The 17,835-nt window shown below is 38.1% G+C and carries 15 protein-coding genes; 11 read left to right on the top strand and 4 right to left on the bottom strand.

The annotated features are described in order from the left end of the window. The first annotated feature begins 52 nt into the window (after positions 1–52). The 9 genes from pyrR to KO02_RS18710 all read left to right on the top strand — a co-directional run bounded on the left by pyrR (position 53) and on the right by KO02_RS18710 (position 11,211). Complete coding sequence (pyrR, locus tag KO02_RS18750) at positions 53–601, top strand: bifunctional pyr operon transcriptional regulator/uracil phosphoribosyltransferase PyrR (RefSeq protein ID WP_038700779.1); 549 nt, start codon at positions 53–55, stop codon at positions 599–601. Between the two features lie 27 nt (positions 602–628). After that, on the top strand, positions 629–1,567 hold the full coding sequence (locus KO02_RS18745; RefSeq protein ID WP_038700777.1) for an aspartate carbamoyltransferase catalytic subunit: 939 nt from the start codon (positions 629–631) through the stop codon (positions 1,565–1,567). A 241-nt stretch (positions 1,568–1,808) separates the two neighbouring features. Beyond that, the gene (locus tag KO02_RS18740; RefSeq protein ID WP_038700776.1) at positions 1,809–4,844 is read left to right on the top strand and encodes a tetratricopeptide repeat protein; all 3,036 of its coding nucleotides are present in this window, start codon (positions 1,809–1,811) and stop codon (positions 4,842–4,844) included. Positions 4,845–4,850: 6 nt separating this feature from the next. Continuing rightward, positions 4,851–6,587, top strand: coding sequence for a TonB-dependent receptor (locus KO02_RS18735; RefSeq protein ID WP_038700774.1), 1,737 nt, complete (start codon positions 4,851–4,853; stop codon positions 6,585–6,587). 43 nt (positions 6,588–6,630) lie between these two features. Then, positions 6,631–7,824: an SPOR domain-containing protein gene (locus tag KO02_RS18730; RefSeq protein ID WP_038700772.1), complete on the top strand. Its 1,194-nt coding sequence runs from the start codon at positions 6,631–6,633 to the stop codon at positions 7,822–7,824. A gap of 34 nt (positions 7,825–7,858) precedes the next feature. Further along, entirely contained in the window at positions 7,859–8,575 is a 717-nt protein-coding gene (locus KO02_RS18725; RefSeq protein WP_038700770.1) for a MotA/TolQ/ExbB proton channel family protein, read from the top strand. A gap of 27 nt (positions 8,576–8,602) precedes the next feature. Beyond that, positions 8,603–9,010, top strand: a complete 408-nt coding sequence (locus KO02_RS18720; RefSeq protein ID WP_038700768.1) for an ExbD/TolR family protein — start codon at positions 8,603–8,605, stop codon at positions 9,008–9,010. Positions 9,011–9,072: 62 nt separating this feature from the next. After that, positions 9,073–9,900: an energy transducer TonB gene (locus KO02_RS18715; protein WP_038700766.1), complete on the top strand. Its 828-nt coding sequence runs from the start codon at positions 9,073–9,075 to the stop codon at positions 9,898–9,900. Between the two features lie 12 nt (positions 9,901–9,912). Further along, positions 9,913–11,211, top strand: a complete 1,299-nt coding sequence (locus KO02_RS18710) for a bifunctional folylpolyglutamate synthase/dihydrofolate synthase (protein WP_038700764.1) — start codon at positions 9,913–9,915, stop codon at positions 11,209–11,211. A 68-nt stretch (positions 11,212–11,279) separates the two neighbouring features. On the opposite strand, the gene KO02_RS18705 is transcribed toward KO02_RS18710, so the two are convergent. After that, entirely contained in the window at positions 11,280–12,299 is a 1,020-nt protein-coding gene (locus KO02_RS18705) for an asparaginase (protein ID WP_038700762.1), read from the bottom strand. Positions 12,300–12,307: 8 nt separating this feature from the next. Continuing rightward, complete coding sequence (locus tag KO02_RS18700; protein WP_038700760.1) at positions 12,308–13,075, bottom strand: TatD family hydrolase; 768 nt, start codon at positions 13,073–13,075, stop codon at positions 12,308–12,310. A 477-nt stretch (positions 13,076–13,552) separates the two neighbouring features. On the opposite strand from KO02_RS18700, the gene KO02_RS18695 reads away from it, so the two are divergent. Further along, positions 13,553–15,076, top strand: coding sequence for a catalase (locus KO02_RS18695; protein ID WP_038700758.1), 1,524 nt, complete (start codon positions 13,553–13,555; stop codon positions 15,074–15,076). A gap of 20 nt (positions 15,077–15,096) precedes the next feature. After that, entirely contained in the window at positions 15,097–15,615 is a 519-nt protein-coding gene (locus tag KO02_RS18690) for an ankyrin repeat domain-containing protein (RefSeq protein ID WP_038700756.1), read from the top strand. Between the two features lie 116 nt (positions 15,616–15,731). Here KO02_RS18690 and KO02_RS18685 read toward each other — a convergent pair whose 3' ends face one another. Together KO02_RS18685 and KO02_RS18680 are read right to left on the bottom strand one after the other, a co-directional pair. Then, positions 15,732–16,718, bottom strand: coding sequence for an FKBP-type peptidyl-prolyl cis-trans isomerase (locus tag KO02_RS18685; protein WP_038700754.1), 987 nt, complete (start codon positions 16,716–16,718; stop codon positions 15,732–15,734). 18 nt (positions 16,719–16,736) lie between these two features. Further along, positions 16,737–17,747 carry a DHH family phosphoesterase gene (locus KO02_RS18680; RefSeq protein ID WP_038700751.1) on the bottom strand — a complete coding sequence of 337 codons (1,011 nt, stop codon included), beginning with the start codon at positions 17,745–17,747 and terminating at the stop codon, positions 16,737–16,739. Between the last annotated feature and the right edge of the window lie 88 nt (positions 17,748–17,835).

The raw sequence follows: 17,835 nt of genomic DNA, 5'->3' as shown, positions 1-17,835 counted from the left end.
GTACACGTTAAAAATTAAAACAACTCACAATCAAGTAGTTACAACTAATATAATGAAGCAGTCGATTTTATTAGATGGACCAAAATTTCAGATTACCATTCAAAGACTTTGTCGTCAATTGATTGAGAATCATGGAGATTTTTCAAACACAGTTATAATTGGTATACAACCTCGTGGAACTTTCTTAGCCAAATGCATTGTCAAAGAACTAGAGAAAATGTTGGGTATATCAATTTTAAGTGGTGATTTGGATATCACATTTTATCGTGACGATTTTCGTCGAAAAGGTAACGATGGTCCCATTTTAGCTAACAGCACAAACATCAATTTTATTGTAGAAGGTAAAAAGGTAATTTTAATGGATGACGTCCTTTGGACTGGTCGAACCATTCGTTCCGCAATGGATGCAATCCAAACATTCGGCCGGGCTGAGCGTATGGAACTATTGGTTTTGGTAGATCGCCGTTTTTCAAGACAGATTCCCATCCAACCCGATTATATCGGAATACAAGTAGATTCTATTGATTCACAGAAAGTAATTGTGAACTGGCAGGAGTCGGATAATCAAGATAGTATCATCTTGGTAACAGATAAAAAATAGAATAAGAAAATCTGAATACATTATAAAATGTCATCAACAGCTGAACAATTAAGTACACGTCATTTGTTAGGAATCAAAGATTTGAACGAATCTGATATTCAATTGATTTTAAATACAGCAAGCAACTTTAAAGAAATTTTAAATAGGCCAATCAAAAAAGTTCCTTCACTGCGTGATATTACGATCGCAAATGTCTTTTTTGAAAATTCAACACGTACTCGTTTATCATTTGAGTTAGCAGAAAAAAGGCTCTCAGCAGATATCGTCAACTTTTCAGCATCATCATCTTCGGTAAGCAAAGGGGAGACCCTAATCGATACGGTTAATAATATATTAGCGATGAAGGTCGATATGATCGTGATGCGCCACCCTTATGCAGGAGCAGGTACGTTTTTAAGTAAACACGTGGATGCACAGATCGTAAATGCTGGTGATGGAGCACATGAACACCCAACTCAAGCTTTATTGGATTCATTCTCTATACGCGAGCGTTTCGGTGATGTAGCAGGTCGTAAAGTCGCTATTATCGGCGATATTACACATTCACGCGTGGCACTTTCTAACATCCTATGTCTTCAAAAACAAGGTGCAGAAGTCATGGTTTGTGGACCAACCACATTAATTCCGAAGTACATCACCTCGTTAGGGGTTAAGGTAGAACATGACCTGATGAAAGCTTTGAATTGGTGCGATGTGGCAAACATGTTGCGCATACAATTGGAAAGACAAGATATTGCTTACTTCCCATCCATTCGGGAGTATGCTATGCTTTATGGCTTAAATAAAGGCTTATTGGATTCACTGGATAAAGAAATTACCATTATGCATCCCGGTCCAATCAACAGAGGGGTCGAAATTACATCCGATGTAGCGGATAGTTCACATTCCATTATATTGGATCAAGTTGAAAATGGGGTTGCAGTCCGCATGGCTGTACTATATCTATTGGCGGGACAACGTGGTTAGTATTTCATAAGTCACCACCGAACAATATGCCTGGTTTTTTATTTTTAAATCAGGCATATTTTTTTTGTATTAAATACGTTATAGAATTGATAATGTTAACAATTGTGAATAACTTTTGAGCAAAACTTCTTATTTTAGGCTTAATTTAGTACTTTGAAGATTACTGTGGAATTGACTTCGCTATTTTTCAGCAAGGTAGCCGCAATTAAAACAATAAAACGTATAAAATATTTCACATATTATGTATAAAAAGATTTACCAGGTAGGGTTTGCGCTAAGTTTGATGGCGACACCAGCTTTAGCACAGCAAACAGAATGGCAACAAATCAACAAAGCTTATAAATCCGGAATGGAGTTGTTGGAAAGAGGTAAATTCACCTCTGCTTCCGAACAATTTAATCGCGTGGAAGCCTTACGTACCAAGTCTAGTTTACAATTGGATGAAACAGAAGAACTAACGCTACTAAAAGAGAATGTCCGTTATTTTCAGGCAGTATGTGCTTTAGAGTTAGGGGAAACAGATGCCGAAGCGCAATTTTTGAAATACATCAAAGACTATCCAGCGAGTGCGAATGCGAAGGCAGCATATTTTCAAATTGGAAAATCGTACTATGCTAAGAAAGACTATGTGAAAGCAATTGAATGGTTTACCAAGATTGATAGCAAAAATCTTGCAGGTAAAGAAAGTATCGAGTACCGCTTCAAATTGGGTTACTCTTATTTTACGACCAAAGATTATACAGCTGCTAAACCATTATTTGAAGCGCTTAAAGATCAAAGGTCAGAATATCAAGAAGCTTCTATCTATTACCACGCTTACCTGTGCTATCTAGATGCAGAATATAAAACAGCATTAAATGAATTTGAACGTTTGAATGGTTCGAAAACATTTGAAACGAGTTATCCGTATTACATCACAGCATTGTATTTCTTGGATAAACGTTATGATGATGTTTTGGATTATGCACTCCCTATTTTGCAAAGTACCAAACAAGAGAATGAAACAGATATGTTTCGTATTGTTGCGGCTACATACTTTATCAAAGGAGATTTAAAATCATCCAAAAACTATTACGATAAGTTCCAAGCTCAAGATCAAGGAAAGACTCAAAACAATCAGGATAGTTACCAAATCGGTTATATCGCCTATAAATTGAAAGATTACGATAAGGCTATTACAGAATTGGAGAAAATGACCGATCCAGATGCCTATTATCAAAGTGCAATGATTACGTTAGGAGATGCATTCTTGAAAAAAGGAAATAAGCAAGCTGCTCGTAATGCATTTTTCAAGGCATCAAAATTAGACTTTGATAAAGACTTACAAGAAGAAGGATTGTTCAATTATGCGAAACTTTCTTATGAGTTGGAATTTCACCAAGTAGCATTAGCATCGACGCAAGAATATTTGAAAACTTATCCAAGATCAAAGCGTCAAGAAGAAGCTAAAACATTGTTGGCTGAAGTATTGTTGAGTACAAAAAATTATCGTGAAGCCGTAGATATCCTAGAAACGATACAAAAAAGAGGAAAAGAAGCGAACGTTGCCTATCAAAAAGTAACTTACTATAGAGGTCTCGAATATTATAACGAGCGCGCTTTTGAAAACGCCATTTCCTTATTCATGCGTTCGGAAGCGAATCGCTATGACGAAGAAATATATGCATTGACTACATATTGGAAAGCTGAAGCCATGTATGAAGTCCGTAAATATGGTGAAGCGGTCACTAATTTCAATAAATTCTTACGTTTACCTGCTGCAAGTAAGACCGATGTGTACAACTATGCCAATTATGCCTTAGCATATGCTGCATTTAGAAATGCAAATTATAATACGGCGGCAAACTATTTTGAACGCTTTTTAGCAACAGGAGGCACCAAAGGTATCGAATTAAATACCCGTAACGACGCTGTTGCAAGATTGGGAGACTCTTATTTCTCAGCTAAGAACTATGGTAAAGCCATGGTACAATATGATAAGTTGATCAATGCTAAAGCTGCAAGTCAAGATTATGCATTGTTCCAACGCGGGATCATTCAAGGGTTGCAAGGAAATAACGATGCTAAAATAGCAACGTTAAATTCTGTAATTGCTAAGTACCCGACTTCAAACTATGCTGATGACGTTTCATTCGAGATTCCTTACACGTATTTCTTGATGGGACAGCATGATCAAGCGATTGCTGGACTGCAAACCATGGTGGAGAAATATCCACGTAGTAGTTATGTGCCGCGTGCTTTGGTGACGATCGGTTTGGTTCAATATAATCAAGATAACAACGAAGCGGCATTAAAAACTTTCCAACGTGTTGTTGATCAATATGCAACGACAGACGAGGCGAAACAAGCGATGCGTTCCATTGAGAATATTTATTTGGATAATAGCGATGCAACCGGATATATCAAGTACGCAACAGGAACGAATATCGGTAACCTGACCACATCTGAACAGGATAGCCGTACATTCTCTACTGCGACAACGTTGTTTTCAAGGTCAAACTATCAAGGAGCAGTTGAAGCGGTGAATGCGTATTTCGATAAATTTCCAAAACCTATTCAGGAGAAATATGCCCGATTTATCCGTGCCGAAAGTAATGCTGCTTTAGGTCATACCGATGAAGCTTTACACGATTACAATATCATCTTAAACGATTGGACAAGTGCTTATACCGAACGTACTTTAGTGAGCGTATCGCGTTTGTATTTGAAACAAAAGAAATACAATGAGGCAACTCAATTGTTGAAAAAATTAGAATTGACTTCCGAATATAAGTCCAATTACAGTTATGCAATCAATAACCTCATGGTTAGCTATTTTGAGATAGGCGATTATAAAGAAGCTTTGAATTACACAAATGCGGTTAGGAATTATGAGAAATCTTCAGAAGAGGAAATCGCAAATGCTTCATTGTACGCAGGTAAAGCTTATTTGAAACAAAACAAGCGTGCCGAAGCCTTAAAAGAGTTTAATTTAGCGGCACTAAAAAGTCGTACGGTTATCGGTGCAGAAGCGCGTTATAACGTGGCATTGATGCAGTATGAAAACAAAGATTATGAAACTGCAATCAAATCTGCTTTTGATGTTTCTGATTCGTTTTCATCATATGATTACTGGGTAGCGAAAAGCTTTATCTTGATGGCCGATGCCTATATTGGTAAAGGCGATAACTTCCAAGCGAAATCTACGCTAGAAAGTGTGATAGAGAATTATGACGGTAATGACGATATTTTGCCAGAAGCAAAATCTCGTTTAGAAAAATTGAACAAAAAGAAATAGGAAATAATGAAGAAGTTGCACAATACAACAGTGAAGAAATATACATTAGCAACCTTGTTATTGGGAGCTGGAATGCACTCCTTTGCACAAGAAACACCAAAGAAAGTTGATCCTGCTACACCAGTGACCATCGATTCTTTTGATGTCGTACGTGATTATAAACCTATTCTTGCAGATGCGGTAAAAATCCGTCGTAGTCCTGATATGACCAATAAAAGAGAATATCAGCCTAAATTGACCTATACGAATATAACAGATAAGAAACTCGATATCAATACGGGATTAAGAGAGTTAAATGTAAAAGAGTTACCGTTTTCTCAATTAGCCGATCAGACGAGTAATTATGTTAAATTTGGTGTAGGGAATTACAATACCATTCTCGGCGAAGCCTATTTAGCAGTAGATCGGTATGAGAATACACGTTTCGGTTTATTTGCAAAACACCTGAACCAAAAAGGGAGCTTAGAAGGTCAAAAATTTGCAACACAAGATATCGGTATTTTTGGCCGTCGTGTTTATGACCCTGTTACCGTGAACGGTACCTTAGGGTACAACCGTTATTCGACCAATTTCTATGGTCAAGTGTTTGATGGTAACGCAAATTTATTAAACCCATCTCCAGAAGCGCAAGCTTTTAATGATATCTATTTTAATGGTGAATTGACCAGTAATACAGATGTTAACCAAGAAGGAGCTGTCAGCTATTCGGCGAAGGCAGATGCCTACTTATTTAAAGATAAGTACAATGCAAAAGAGAATTCATTTGCGTTGTCGGGGCATGTCAACAAGAAGGTTAATACCTTCAATGTGGGTGCTAATCTAAGTGCTAGCTTCAATTCTGTTGATGATGTAAACCCGACTAAAAATCATGTTGCATCCGTCAACCCATACATCAGATTCAAAGGTGATCATTATAACGTGACTTTAGGAGCCAATTTGGTTTCGGAGTTTGGTGATACAAGCCGTTTTAATGTGTTCCCAACTGTAGAAGCAGATTTTGCTGTAGTGCCACAGTATGTATACTTATTTGCAGGAGCAAATGGTGGCGTTAAACAAGGGTCTTTACGCACTTTTGCTAAGGAAAACCCGTATTTAAATAGCAATATCGATGTGCGTAATACCTTAGAGAAATTGCATGTATATGCAGGTCTAAAAGGAAATGCAGGAGCTAACTTTGGGTATAAGGTAAAAGCCTTTTATAAACAGTTAGAAGGACTTGCACTATTTGTCAATAGTGATGAGGTCGCTTCAAATGGTGGATTTGTACCCTACAAATTCGACGTGATGTATGATGGCTATTCAAGTAAGGCTACTCATTTTGGCCTAGAAGGTGAAATCAATATCCGCCTGTCGCAATTGGTTAACTTAGGAGGTAAACTGAATATCGATGATTATAAAGTAAAAGATACGGAAGAAGCATGGTCATTACCAAAATTTCGCTTCTTAGCTAATGCTAGATTTAATATTTCGGATAAATTCTTTGTAGATGCCGAGTTATCGACACAAGGAGAAACTTCTGCATTGGCATATACTTATAATAGCCAGACAGATCGTTCACCTACTCGTTCTAAAGTAACGATTCCTTCTTTTGCAGATTTCAATGCTGGGGCTGAATACCGCATTAAAAAACAATTGGGGATTTTTGTAAAGGCAAATAATATCTTTGGAACAGAATACGAACGTTACTTATACTATCCTCGTTTAGGATTTAATGTAATTGGCGGTATAAACTTTTCTTTTTAATACAAGAAGATGATAACTTTGCGTAAGCAAATAAGGAACAAGAATGAATTTAGGGAAAAACATCAATAATCTATTAAAGCGTTACGCAGAAGTTTACGTTAAGGGCTTGGGGGTGTTCAAAAGAAAACATTCAGCTGCACAGTTCGATAAGCAGCGAGACTTGTTTTTACCGCCAATTTCTTATGTAGAATTTGATGCAGCAGGTGAGAATGGATTTAACTTTATTCATTATATACAACAGCAACAAAATTTAAATCAAGATGCCGCAACGCAAGTTTTGCAAGATGCGGTAGCCGATTTAAAGGATCAGCTGATTCAAAACGGACAAGCTAAACTAGAAGATTTAGGTCATATCGTAAGTTACGGCTCTAGCTTAGTTTTCAAACCGTTGGATCTATCAGGATTCAATTTTGAACCCATAAGACACGTTGCTGTCGCGGAGATTGAAACTGTTATTCCTGATCGTGAATTGGAGGAAATTATTGCGGCTGTTCCTGTTGAAAAAGAGCAAACTGTTACGGAAGTAATAGCAGAAGAAAAACCACTAGCAGATACGGTAGCAGAAGAGGAAATCGTGCCGATAGTGGTAGAAGTACCAACAGTAGCAAATGAGGTGACTGGTATTGAGGCTGAAACTCCAGTAATTGCGGAAGAGGCCCCCGTAGGACAAGAGTCTTTTGATAGCTATGAGCACGGAAATACCAAATCAAATGCAGTCTGGTATTATATTTCTGCTGCTATTATCATTGTGGTTTCGGTTATAGTCGCTTTCATGCTCAATCCAACATTGAAGGACCAATTGTTTGGAAAGCAAAAAGTTGTTGCACCTATTGTTGCAGCACCGGTTGATACCCTACCGAAAGTAGACAGTACACAATTAATGAAGCAAGATTCTGTTTTAACAGTGGATAGCTTACAAGTGGATAGTACTGCGCAAGCAGTGGTTGTGAAACAAGAACCAGAAGCCCAGTTGTTAGTGAAGGAGTCAGTGCCTGTAGCACATCCCAATTATCAATTGGTCATCGCGACTCCGAAGTCAATGGAATTGGCGGCAGAAGAAGTGGCCAGGTTGCGTAAAAAAGGCTATACGACAGTACGTGCGATAGATAGCAAATTTAAAAAGAATAAAAAACGGGTGATTTGGAATACCTATATGTCGAAAGAAGAAGCAGATCGTGATCAGGCAACTGTCGTGAAAACCTTCCCTGGAGCATGGGTTGAGAAAATATCAAAATAGTCTAATATAAACAATTTTAAAATTATAAATTATTATGTCATTGATTCAAAGCGACAGCAATCTTTTGGACACCATTAATCAAGCAGCACAACAAGCGGTTCCTGTAGTAAAAGAAGAGAATTTGAGTTTAATCCAAATGATGATGAAAGGAGGATGGATCATGGTACCCATCATACTTTTGTTTTTTATTGGTTTAATCATCTTTTTTGAGCGTTTTCTGACTATTCGTAAAGCTGCGAAATATGATGTTTCCTTAATGTCTCAAGTAAAAGCAAGTGTGCTTTCAGGAAAATTGGATGCCGCTTTGGCCGTTTGCCGTTCAAGCCATTCTGCTCTAGGACGCATGTTGCAAAAAGGATTGCTACGTGTGGGACGTCCAATCAAAGATATTGAAGGGGCTATTGAAAATGTAGGAAAACTCGAAGTTGCGAAATTGGAAAAGAATATCAATATTCTAGGGATTATCGCAGGTATTGCACCTATGCTTGGTTTCGTAGGAACTATTTTTGGGGTAATTACGATTTTCCATGAAGTAGAGATGGCAGGTGGTATCGATATCGGTTCCGTATCTGGTGGTCTTTACGTGAAGATGGTGACTTCAGCATCAGGTCTTACAGTTGGTATTGTAGCGTATATTGGTTACCATATCTTAAACATGATGGTGGAGCGTTTAATTTTACGCATGGAGACTGATGCAGTTGAATTTATTGATTTATTAGATGAGCCGGCGTATAATCGTCCGGTCGTATAGCTAATTAATCAATTAAAATTTCGTATAATGAATCTAAGAAGTAGAAAAAATAAACCAGCAGCAGAAGTACATACTTCAGCATTGAACGACATCATGTTCTTCTTGATGTTATTCTTTTTGTTGGCATCTGCTGTTTCCAATCCACAGGTCGTGAAGCTACTGCTTCCAAAATCTAGTGCAGGAGAACAGTCGGTATCGAAAAAAACATTGACGGTTTCCATTACATCGGATTTAGCTTATCATGTCGAAAAGGCTGTTGTGCCGTATGAAGCATTAGAAGCAGCGATCCAATCGCAAATGAAAACAGGAGAGGAATTGACCATCATGATGTATGTGGACAATACTGTCCCTATCCAAAATGTTATTTCGGTGATGGATATTGCCAACCGCTTGAAAATAAAAGTTGTATTGGCGACTGAACCAAAGAAAGATTAAAAGAACATTAAACTTTTAACAAGTTTAATGTTCTAAATTTAAAGAAATAGGAGATATAATACATGGCTTACCATCTTCAACACGAGGAAAATAACTTCCCCAAAGCATTAGGGATCGCTACTGCTATAATGGGGATTTTGGTACTGATAAGTTTCTTTATCATTTTTGGTACCAAAACACCTGAGGAATACGGTATGGGAGGTATGATTGTGAATTACGGTACTGCAGAGGAAGGTATGGGAGAAGATTACATGAGTGTTGAAGAACCTTCTGTAGATCCCAATGCCAATATTGTAAAACCTGACCGCGTCGTTCCTGAAGAAATACCAACCCCGACACCTTCGCAACAGGTCGCTGACAAAGCTGTTGTGACTCAAGATGTGGAGGATGCTCCTGTGGTAACAAAGGCTTCAAAACCTGTGAAGACCGTAGCTCCTGAAACAACCAAAGAAGTGAAGGATAGTAAACCTGCTGTAAATTCAAATGCACTTTATAAAGGTAAAAAGAATAACGGTACGGGCTCAGGCGATGGTACCGGCACAGTACCTGGAAACCAAGGAAGTAAACTTGGAGATCCTTTAGCCAGTAATTATGGCGAAGGTGGTTCTGGCGACGGAAACATGATGCTTTCTATCGAAAATAGAAGTTTTACACAGAGACCTCAAATCGATGATAAAGGACAGCAAGCAGGTAAAGTTGCCGTTGAGTTTCGTGTGAACCAAGCTGGTGTCATCATTTATGCACGTGCAGGTGTGAAAGGTACAACCATCACTGATCCAGGTTTACTGGAGAAATGTGAAAGAGCTGTCCGTGGAGCTCGCTTGAATCAATTGCCAAATGCACCTGACTCTCAAACAGGAAGAATTGTATTCAATTTTAAGTTAAGATAAAATTTAGTGTCAATGCATAATTTTAATGAGGTAATCGAGTATCTGTATGCTCGATTACCTATGTTTACCCGTGACGGGGCATCCGCATATAAGAAGGATTTAGATAATACGCTGGCGTTACTTCAAGCGCTGGGCAATCCGCAACATAAATTCAAATCCATTCATATTGCAGGAACAAACGGAAAAGGGTCTTCATCCCATATGTTGGCATCTGTATTTTCCGAAGCGGGGTATAAAACTGCCCTGTACACTTCACCGCATTTATTGGATTTTCGAGAACGTATCCGTGTTGATGGACAAATGGTCGATCAGCAGTTTGTTGTCGATTTTGTCAACACCCATTTTGCATTGATCGAACAGATTCAACCTTCTTTCTTTGAAGTGACCGTCGCAATGGCTTTTGATTTCTTTGCAAAACAACAAGTAGATATAGCGATCATTGAAGTTGGTCTGGGAGGACGCCTAGATTCTACCAATGTGATACAGCCGCTCGTTTCCTTAATTACAAATATTGGTTTTGACCATATGAATATGTTGGGAAATACATTGGGAGAAATTGCTTTCGAGAAAGCGGGAATCATTAAAAAAGATACGCCAGTTATTGTTTCGGAGTATAACGTCGAGACGGCTCCTACATTCATTGAAAAGGCAAAAAAGGAAAATGCTCAGCTTGAGTTTGCTTCTCAAAAATTGCAATCTGTCATTCAAGCCGTCAATCAAGATCATCTATTGATTACTGTATCCGACTTGCAGGGAAATACAGAACAATATGCATTGGATCTAAAAGGTACTTATCAAGCAAAAAATATATTGGGCGTGCTAAGCGTACTCGATAAAATACGTACGTTAGGGTATGCGATACCACTCGAAGCGATTAAGAGCGGTTTGAGCAAAGTACAATCCTTTACAGGACTACAAGGTCGTTGGCAAACACTTGGTCAAGATCCGTTTATTATTTGCGATACCGGTCATAATGAAGATGGAATAAGAGAGGTGTTGAAAAACCTAGCACAAACTTCATTCAAACAATTACATTTTGTAATCGGAGCCATGAAGGATAAAGATCTGGGACATATGCTACCTTTATTACCGAAAGACGCACGATATTATTTTAGTAATCCGGATATGCCAAGAGCAATGCCTTCCGATGAGTTGGCAGCAGCAGCTCATCAATTGGGATTGAAAGGGGCGGCCTATGGTCCGGTGACAAAAGCTTTTGATGCCGCCAAAGAAGCCTATCAAGATGGGGATCTCATCTTTGTCGGAGGAAGTAATTTCGTAGTATCCGAAGTTCTCGCTTACATGAAGTAGCTGATTTTAGGGTGGAGATATGAGATTGGAATAAGCATTCAAATTTCATATCTCCTATCAAACCTATCCTAATCGTTTACGGTCAATTCACCCCTAATATTCTTTTCTATCCAATAGGCAACATCTTTTTGGTCTTCACACTCCCCCTGTAAGTACATGAGCTTAGTGACAGCGGCCTCAAATGTCATATCGTAACCATTGAGTACTCCAATCGCTTTAAGTCCCGTACTGGTCTCGTACCGACCCAATTCCACTGACCCAACCTTACATTGCGAAATATTCAAGATGTTTTTGCCACTGTCGATAGCTTCTTTCAGTAGGTCTAAAAACCATTGATCCGTTGTGGTATTTCCTGATCCAAAAGTTTCCATAACAATCGAACGAACATCAGCATTCAATACGGACTTGATGGTATTGGCGTTAATGCCAGGGAATAGTTTCAAGACAGCAACACGGTCATCCAGTTTGGTATGTAAGATAAACTCTTTGCCACTATTGTTGAGCAAAGCATCTTGATTATACTGTAGGTGAATACCCGCCTCTACCAAGACAGGGTAATTAGGTGATCGGAAAGCTTCGAATTTTGCTGAATGATATTTGAAAGAACGATTGCCCCTAAATAATTTATTATCAAATAAAATACAAACTTCTTGAATCATCGATCGGCCAAAGTGTTTGGTCGATGCTATTTCCAATGCTGTCATCATATTCTCACGAGCATCGGTACGGATTTCTCCAATTGGCAACTGCGAGCCCGATAATATCACAGGCTTTTGTAAGCCTTCTAGCATGAAACTCAGTACAGAAGCTGAAAATGACATCGTATCCGAGCCATGTAAGATAACAAATCCGTCATATTCATCATAGTTATCCTTGATAATCTGTGCCATTTCCACCCATATTTCGGGCTTCATATTGGAAGAATCAATAATGGGGCTAAACGAGTGGACTGTCAATTTGTAATTTAATCGATTGAGATCAGGAAGGTTCTTCATGATCAACTCAAAGTCAAAAGGAACAAATGTCCCATTTTCATCTTTGACCATTCCGATCGTGCCACCTGTGTATATGATGAATATATTATGCATGATATGATTTAGATTCCAAATATTCTTTTTGAATTTTCAGTTGTTATTGCTGCTATTTTTTCCATTGATACCTCGTGGATATCCGCTATTTTCTGTGCGATATAGTGTAAATAGCTACTTTCATTCGGTTTACCCCTAAACGGTACAGGAGTTAAATAGGGAGCGTCAGTCTCCAATACGATATGTTTTAAGTCAATCTGTTTGACGACTTCGTCAAGGCCAGATTTCTTGTACGTGACCACACCACCGATTCCCAATGCAAAACCGAGGTCGATGGCTTGCTGCGCTTGAGCAAGATTACCCGTGAAACAATGCAAGACCCCAAATAATTTATCATCTTTCAGTTCTTCCAATAACACAAATAGCTCATCAAAGGCCTCTCTACAATGAATATCTATAGGTAGGTTGCGTGCTTTAGCCCATTGCACCTGTTGGCGAAACGCATCTATTTGAATCGCTAAAGTCGATTTGTCCCAATAAAGATCCAAACCGATTTCTCCGATTGCATACACTTCATGTTGTTGTAAGGCTGCATAAATTTTAGCTAATTCAGCTTCATAATTTTCCTTCACATCGCAGGGGTGCAAACCTAACATAGGAAAGCAATTTTGAGGATAAGCTGCAACGGTATTCATCACGGCAGCAATAGACTCACTGTTGACATTTGGAAGAAATAGGCGATGAATATTGTGCTCAAAACAGCGCTCCATTTGTGCAGCTAGTGTATCCTGTTCGTTATGGTAATATATATGCGTGTGGGTATCTGTAAGTAACATGCGTTAAAGTATAGCTAGCGTAAAAATAAAAGTTTTGAATGATATGACCTAATCCGATTAAACTTAACGATTATCAGGCTCATGCAGATTAGTGCAATGCTTTAAAAATTAGTTGCATATCCGACCTATTTGTTGCGAATATAGACTACTTGGAGCTACTTTTTTTATTTTTCACGAAAAATGAAAAAAAATCATTGGCAGCAAAAAATACATAAGAAACCTATAATTAGAGCCATTTCATGCTAAAACTGACTAAATAGCAGCATTCTCGCTCCTGTTGTTAACAAAATTTATCACACTAAAAAACAGATAATAAGCATTCGGGCATTGCAATGCATCACTTTAAAGTGTTATCACATGTAAATCAGAGGGATGTGTTGTATCATCATAATTTATGATAACTGATAGATTATATAGATTTGATTTATGATCGTCACGAGGGTAGATTTGTGATGTCAAATAAACAAGTTCATAAAGATGATTAAAAGAAATTTACTAGTAGGGTTGGTATTATTATCAACAGGAGCATTTGCACAACAATTAACGACAAACTCAGGCGCAGCAGTAGGGGATAACCAAAACTCTAAAACAGTGGGTAACAATGGCCCAGTATTATTGGAAGATATTCATTTGATTGAAAAGCTTGCAGCTTTTGATCGCGAACGCATTCCAGAAAGGGTTGTACACGCTAGAGGTGCCGGTGCATTTGGAGAATTTGTGGCTGCTCAAGATTTTTCAGCAGTAACAGTAGCAAATTTCTTAGGTCAAGCAGGAAAAAAAACACCTTTATTTGTACGTTTTTCTACCGTAACACATCAACAAGGTTCGCCAGAAACGTATCGTGATCCACGTGGATTTGCAGTTAAATTTTATACAGAAGAAGGTAACTATGATTTAGTTGGAAACAATTTACCTGTTTTCTTCATTCGTGATGCTATTAAATTCCCAGATATGGTGCACGCATTTAAACCATCGCCGATTACCAATGGTGCTTCAGATCCGAATCGTGTATTTGATTTTTTCTCCAATCTGCCAGAATCTACCCATATGTTGACTTGGTTATTTTCCGATTATGGAACACCAGCCAATTACCGTCAGATGGAGGGTAATGGGGTGCATGCCTATAAATGGGTGAATGAACAAGGAGAAGTAACCTATGTGAAGTACAAGTGGGTGCCTTTGCAAGAAGCTAAGAACTTAACAGCAGCCGAAGCAGCCCTGATTCAAGCGCAAAGTATAGAGCATGCTACATTGGATCTATATCATGAAATCGAGAAGGGGAATTTCCCGAAATGGGACCTCTATGTACAGATGTTAAAAAAAGAAGATTTCGAAGCATTGGACTTTAATCCAATTGATGTCACAAAAGTTTGGCCTGAACAAGTCGCAAAATCAGTTAAAGTAGGTACGATGACCCTGAATGAAAATCCATCCAACTATTTTCAACAAGTGGAGCAAGCGGCCTTTTCTCCTGGAACATTGGTATATGGTATCGAGCCATCGGAAGATAAATTACTTCAAGGACGTTTATTTTCATATTCTGATACACAACGTTATCGTTTGACCGGTAATTTTCAGCAGATTCCTGTCAATGCTCCTAAAAACAAAATTACGAATTACAATATAGACGGCTACATGTCTATCCGTGAGCAAAAAGGGGATGTCAATTATCAACCATCTACCAATCAACCAGCAGTAGTCGATCATGCTAAATTTAAATATTCGAAGACCGTTTTTCCAGCAGGAACAACCACAGTACAGAGTAAGATTGATAAAGAAAATAATTTCAAACAAGCAGGTGAACTTTATCGCTCCTTCAGTAAGGTAGATCAAGATCATTTAATCGATAACTTGGGTGGCGCATTGAGCTCCGTGAAAAATAGAGTAATTGTTGCTAAAATGATAGCATTCTTTTATCAAGCGGACCAAAATTATGGAAAACGTCTAGCAGATGTAGTGAAAATGGATAGAAAAGAGATGCAAATTTTATTAGCAAAATAGTTTACCCTATATTTATCGACATGAAGAAAGTTATATTATTTTTGATCTGTTTGATTTACATGAGCCAGCTGAATGCTCAAGATATATTCTTGGCATCAAGAACTGACAATGTAGCAATGATGGATAGTTTATTTCAGGCAGATGCAAATTTAGATTTAGATGCTGTAGATGAAAAAGGATTCAGTGCACTCATATTAGCAGTTTATAATAACAGCGAACACGTAACCCCTTATTTACTGAGTAAAGGAGCTGCTGTCGATTTTCAAGATAAGCATGGCAATACGGCGCTCATGGGAGCCACTTTTAAAGGTAATCTTCCGATGGTTAAACTACTGGTGGAAAACCAAGCAGATATTAACACAAAAAATAGTAATGGAGCTACCGCATTGATCTATGCAGCTACATTCGGACAAAAGGATATAGGCGCTTTCTTACTGGAAAATGGAGCAATCAAAAGCTTCAAAGATAATAGGGGTAATACGGCATTTGATCATGCCATTATGCAAGAGCATATTGAATTGATCAAGCTATTAAAGTAATGGTCCAGCTGTGATGTGTTGCATCACGAGCGAAGATTAGACGATTATTCTAGCATAAATAAAAAGCGCTTACCGGATATCCGGTAAGCGCTTTTTATTTATGCTTTATTTTTTAGTTACTTTTTTGCTGGAGTAGCTGGAGTCAGTTTTGTTGCTGGGATTGGCTCTGGTGCAGCAGCTGGTGCTTTTCCAGGGATAATGTCAACAACTTCTACTTCAAATACCAAAGGGGAATATGGAGGGATAGTTCCTGCTGGACGCTCACCATAAGCTAAAGCTGAAGGAATAACCAACGTTGCTTTAGTACCTTTGTTAAACAATTGGAATGCTTCAGTCCAACCTGTGATAACACCATCAACACCTAAGTGTAAACGTAATGCTTCGTAAGGTCTTTGTGGATTGAAAACTTTATGTTTTTTCGCTAAATCTGCTTGATTTGTATCGAATACTTTGTCATTCGTCAATTTACCAATGTAATTAACAACAACCGTATCACCTACAACTGCATTTTTACCCGTTCCTTCTTTCGTAACCACATATTGTAAACCAGAAGCTGTTTTCTTCGGCTCTAATTTGTTGCTTTTTAAGAATGCTGCAGTTTTTCCAGCTTCAGCATCTTTTAATTTCGCAACCTGAGCTTCAAAATATTTAGTTACTTGATCACCAATTTCTTGATCTGTTAATTTACCTTTTTTGAAGTGCTTTTGTACTTTAACAGTATAGATGATGTATTTGTCTGCAAAATCTGGTTTTGGTTGTTGTGTTTTAGCAGTCATCGAATCTAAATTGATTTTGAATACTAAACTATCACCTTCACCTACCAACTTGAATAGACCTGTTGGATCTCCAGGATTTTGTTTGATGATGCTATCTGGGTATAATTGTACGATTTCAGGTGTGCCTTTATCATAAGTGCTGCTTAATAGTGAATCTCTATCCGATTTTACAACTATATCTACTGATAATAAATCTCCAGATACCGCTTTTTCAGCACCAGCATCCTTAGCGATTTTGTATTCTAGGCCTCCCTCAGCCTTTTTAAAATTTTGGCATGCAGTTAATAATAGTCCTGCTGCTGTGAATAATAGAATTGATTTCTTCATTTCAGTTTAATTGCTATCTTATTTTGTTAATATTTCTTTATAATTTGGTAAAGCAGATTTAAATGTAGCGATGGTTGTTTGTATATCATCGTACGAATTTCCTCCCGACGCATTGAGATGACCTCCTCCATTGAAATATGTCTTACAGATTTCATTGCATGGAACATCGCCAATCGAGCGCAAAGATAATTTAATTTGTTCAGTTCTGTCAATAATTAAAGCAACTAAACGAATTCCTTTAATAGACAAAGCATAATTCACTAAGCCCTCTGTATCTCCGGTTATCACTTCAAAGCTTTTTAGATCTTCTTGCGTCACATAAATCATCGCCGTATTGTACTCCGGGAATACTTCCAAACGATTGAGCAGACAGTAGCCTAAGAATTTTAAACGTCCTTCGGAAGAGCTGTTGTAGATAGATTCGTGTATCGCCCAATTCTGTGCGCCGCAATCAATTAAGCTCGCGATAATGCGGTGAATCTCGGAGGTCGTCGATCGAAAGCGGAATGATCCCGTATCGGTCATGATACCCGTATATAAACAGGTCGCCATATCAGCAGAGATGTTTTGTTCGTCATGCATCTCATCTTTAATAAATCTAAAGATCAGTTGTGCTGTCGCAGCTGCTTTAGGATCCCAGTAAGCATAGTCATGAAATCCCTGAGGATCCAGATGATGGTCGATCATACATTTTATACCTGTTGCTTTTTCAATAGGTTCAGCCATATCGTGAATGCGGCCAAGACCGTTAAAATCAAGGCAGAAAATCAATTCAGCATCAGCAATTAATTTTTGATTCTCTTGCACATTGCGCGTATAGATGCGTACATGTTCCAAACCCGGTAGCCAATCTAAAAAGGCAGGGAAATCGGATGGGACGATAAGACTTACATCGTGTTTATGGGCTTTTAGCCAATAAAATAGACCTAATGAAGAACCAAGCGCATCGCCATCTGGTTTGAAGTGCGTCGTGATTACAATTCTTTTAGGTTCTGATAATCGTGTTTTTAGTTGTTCTGATGTCAGCATATCCGTATTAAGTCTGCAAACCTACTATAAAAAAAATATATTTTCTGCATTTTTTTATAAACATTTGAGACGTTTGTAAAAGTTTAAT

Origin of the sequence: Sphingobacterium sp. ML3W (assembly GCF_000747525.1) — a bacterium.
In the GTDB taxonomy this organism is placed as follows: domain Bacteria; phylum Bacteroidota; class Bacteroidia; order Sphingobacteriales; family Sphingobacteriaceae; genus Sphingobacterium.
The sequence above is the reverse complement of the archived record's forward strand: the minus strand, read 5'-3'. Positions and strand labels throughout refer to the sequence as shown.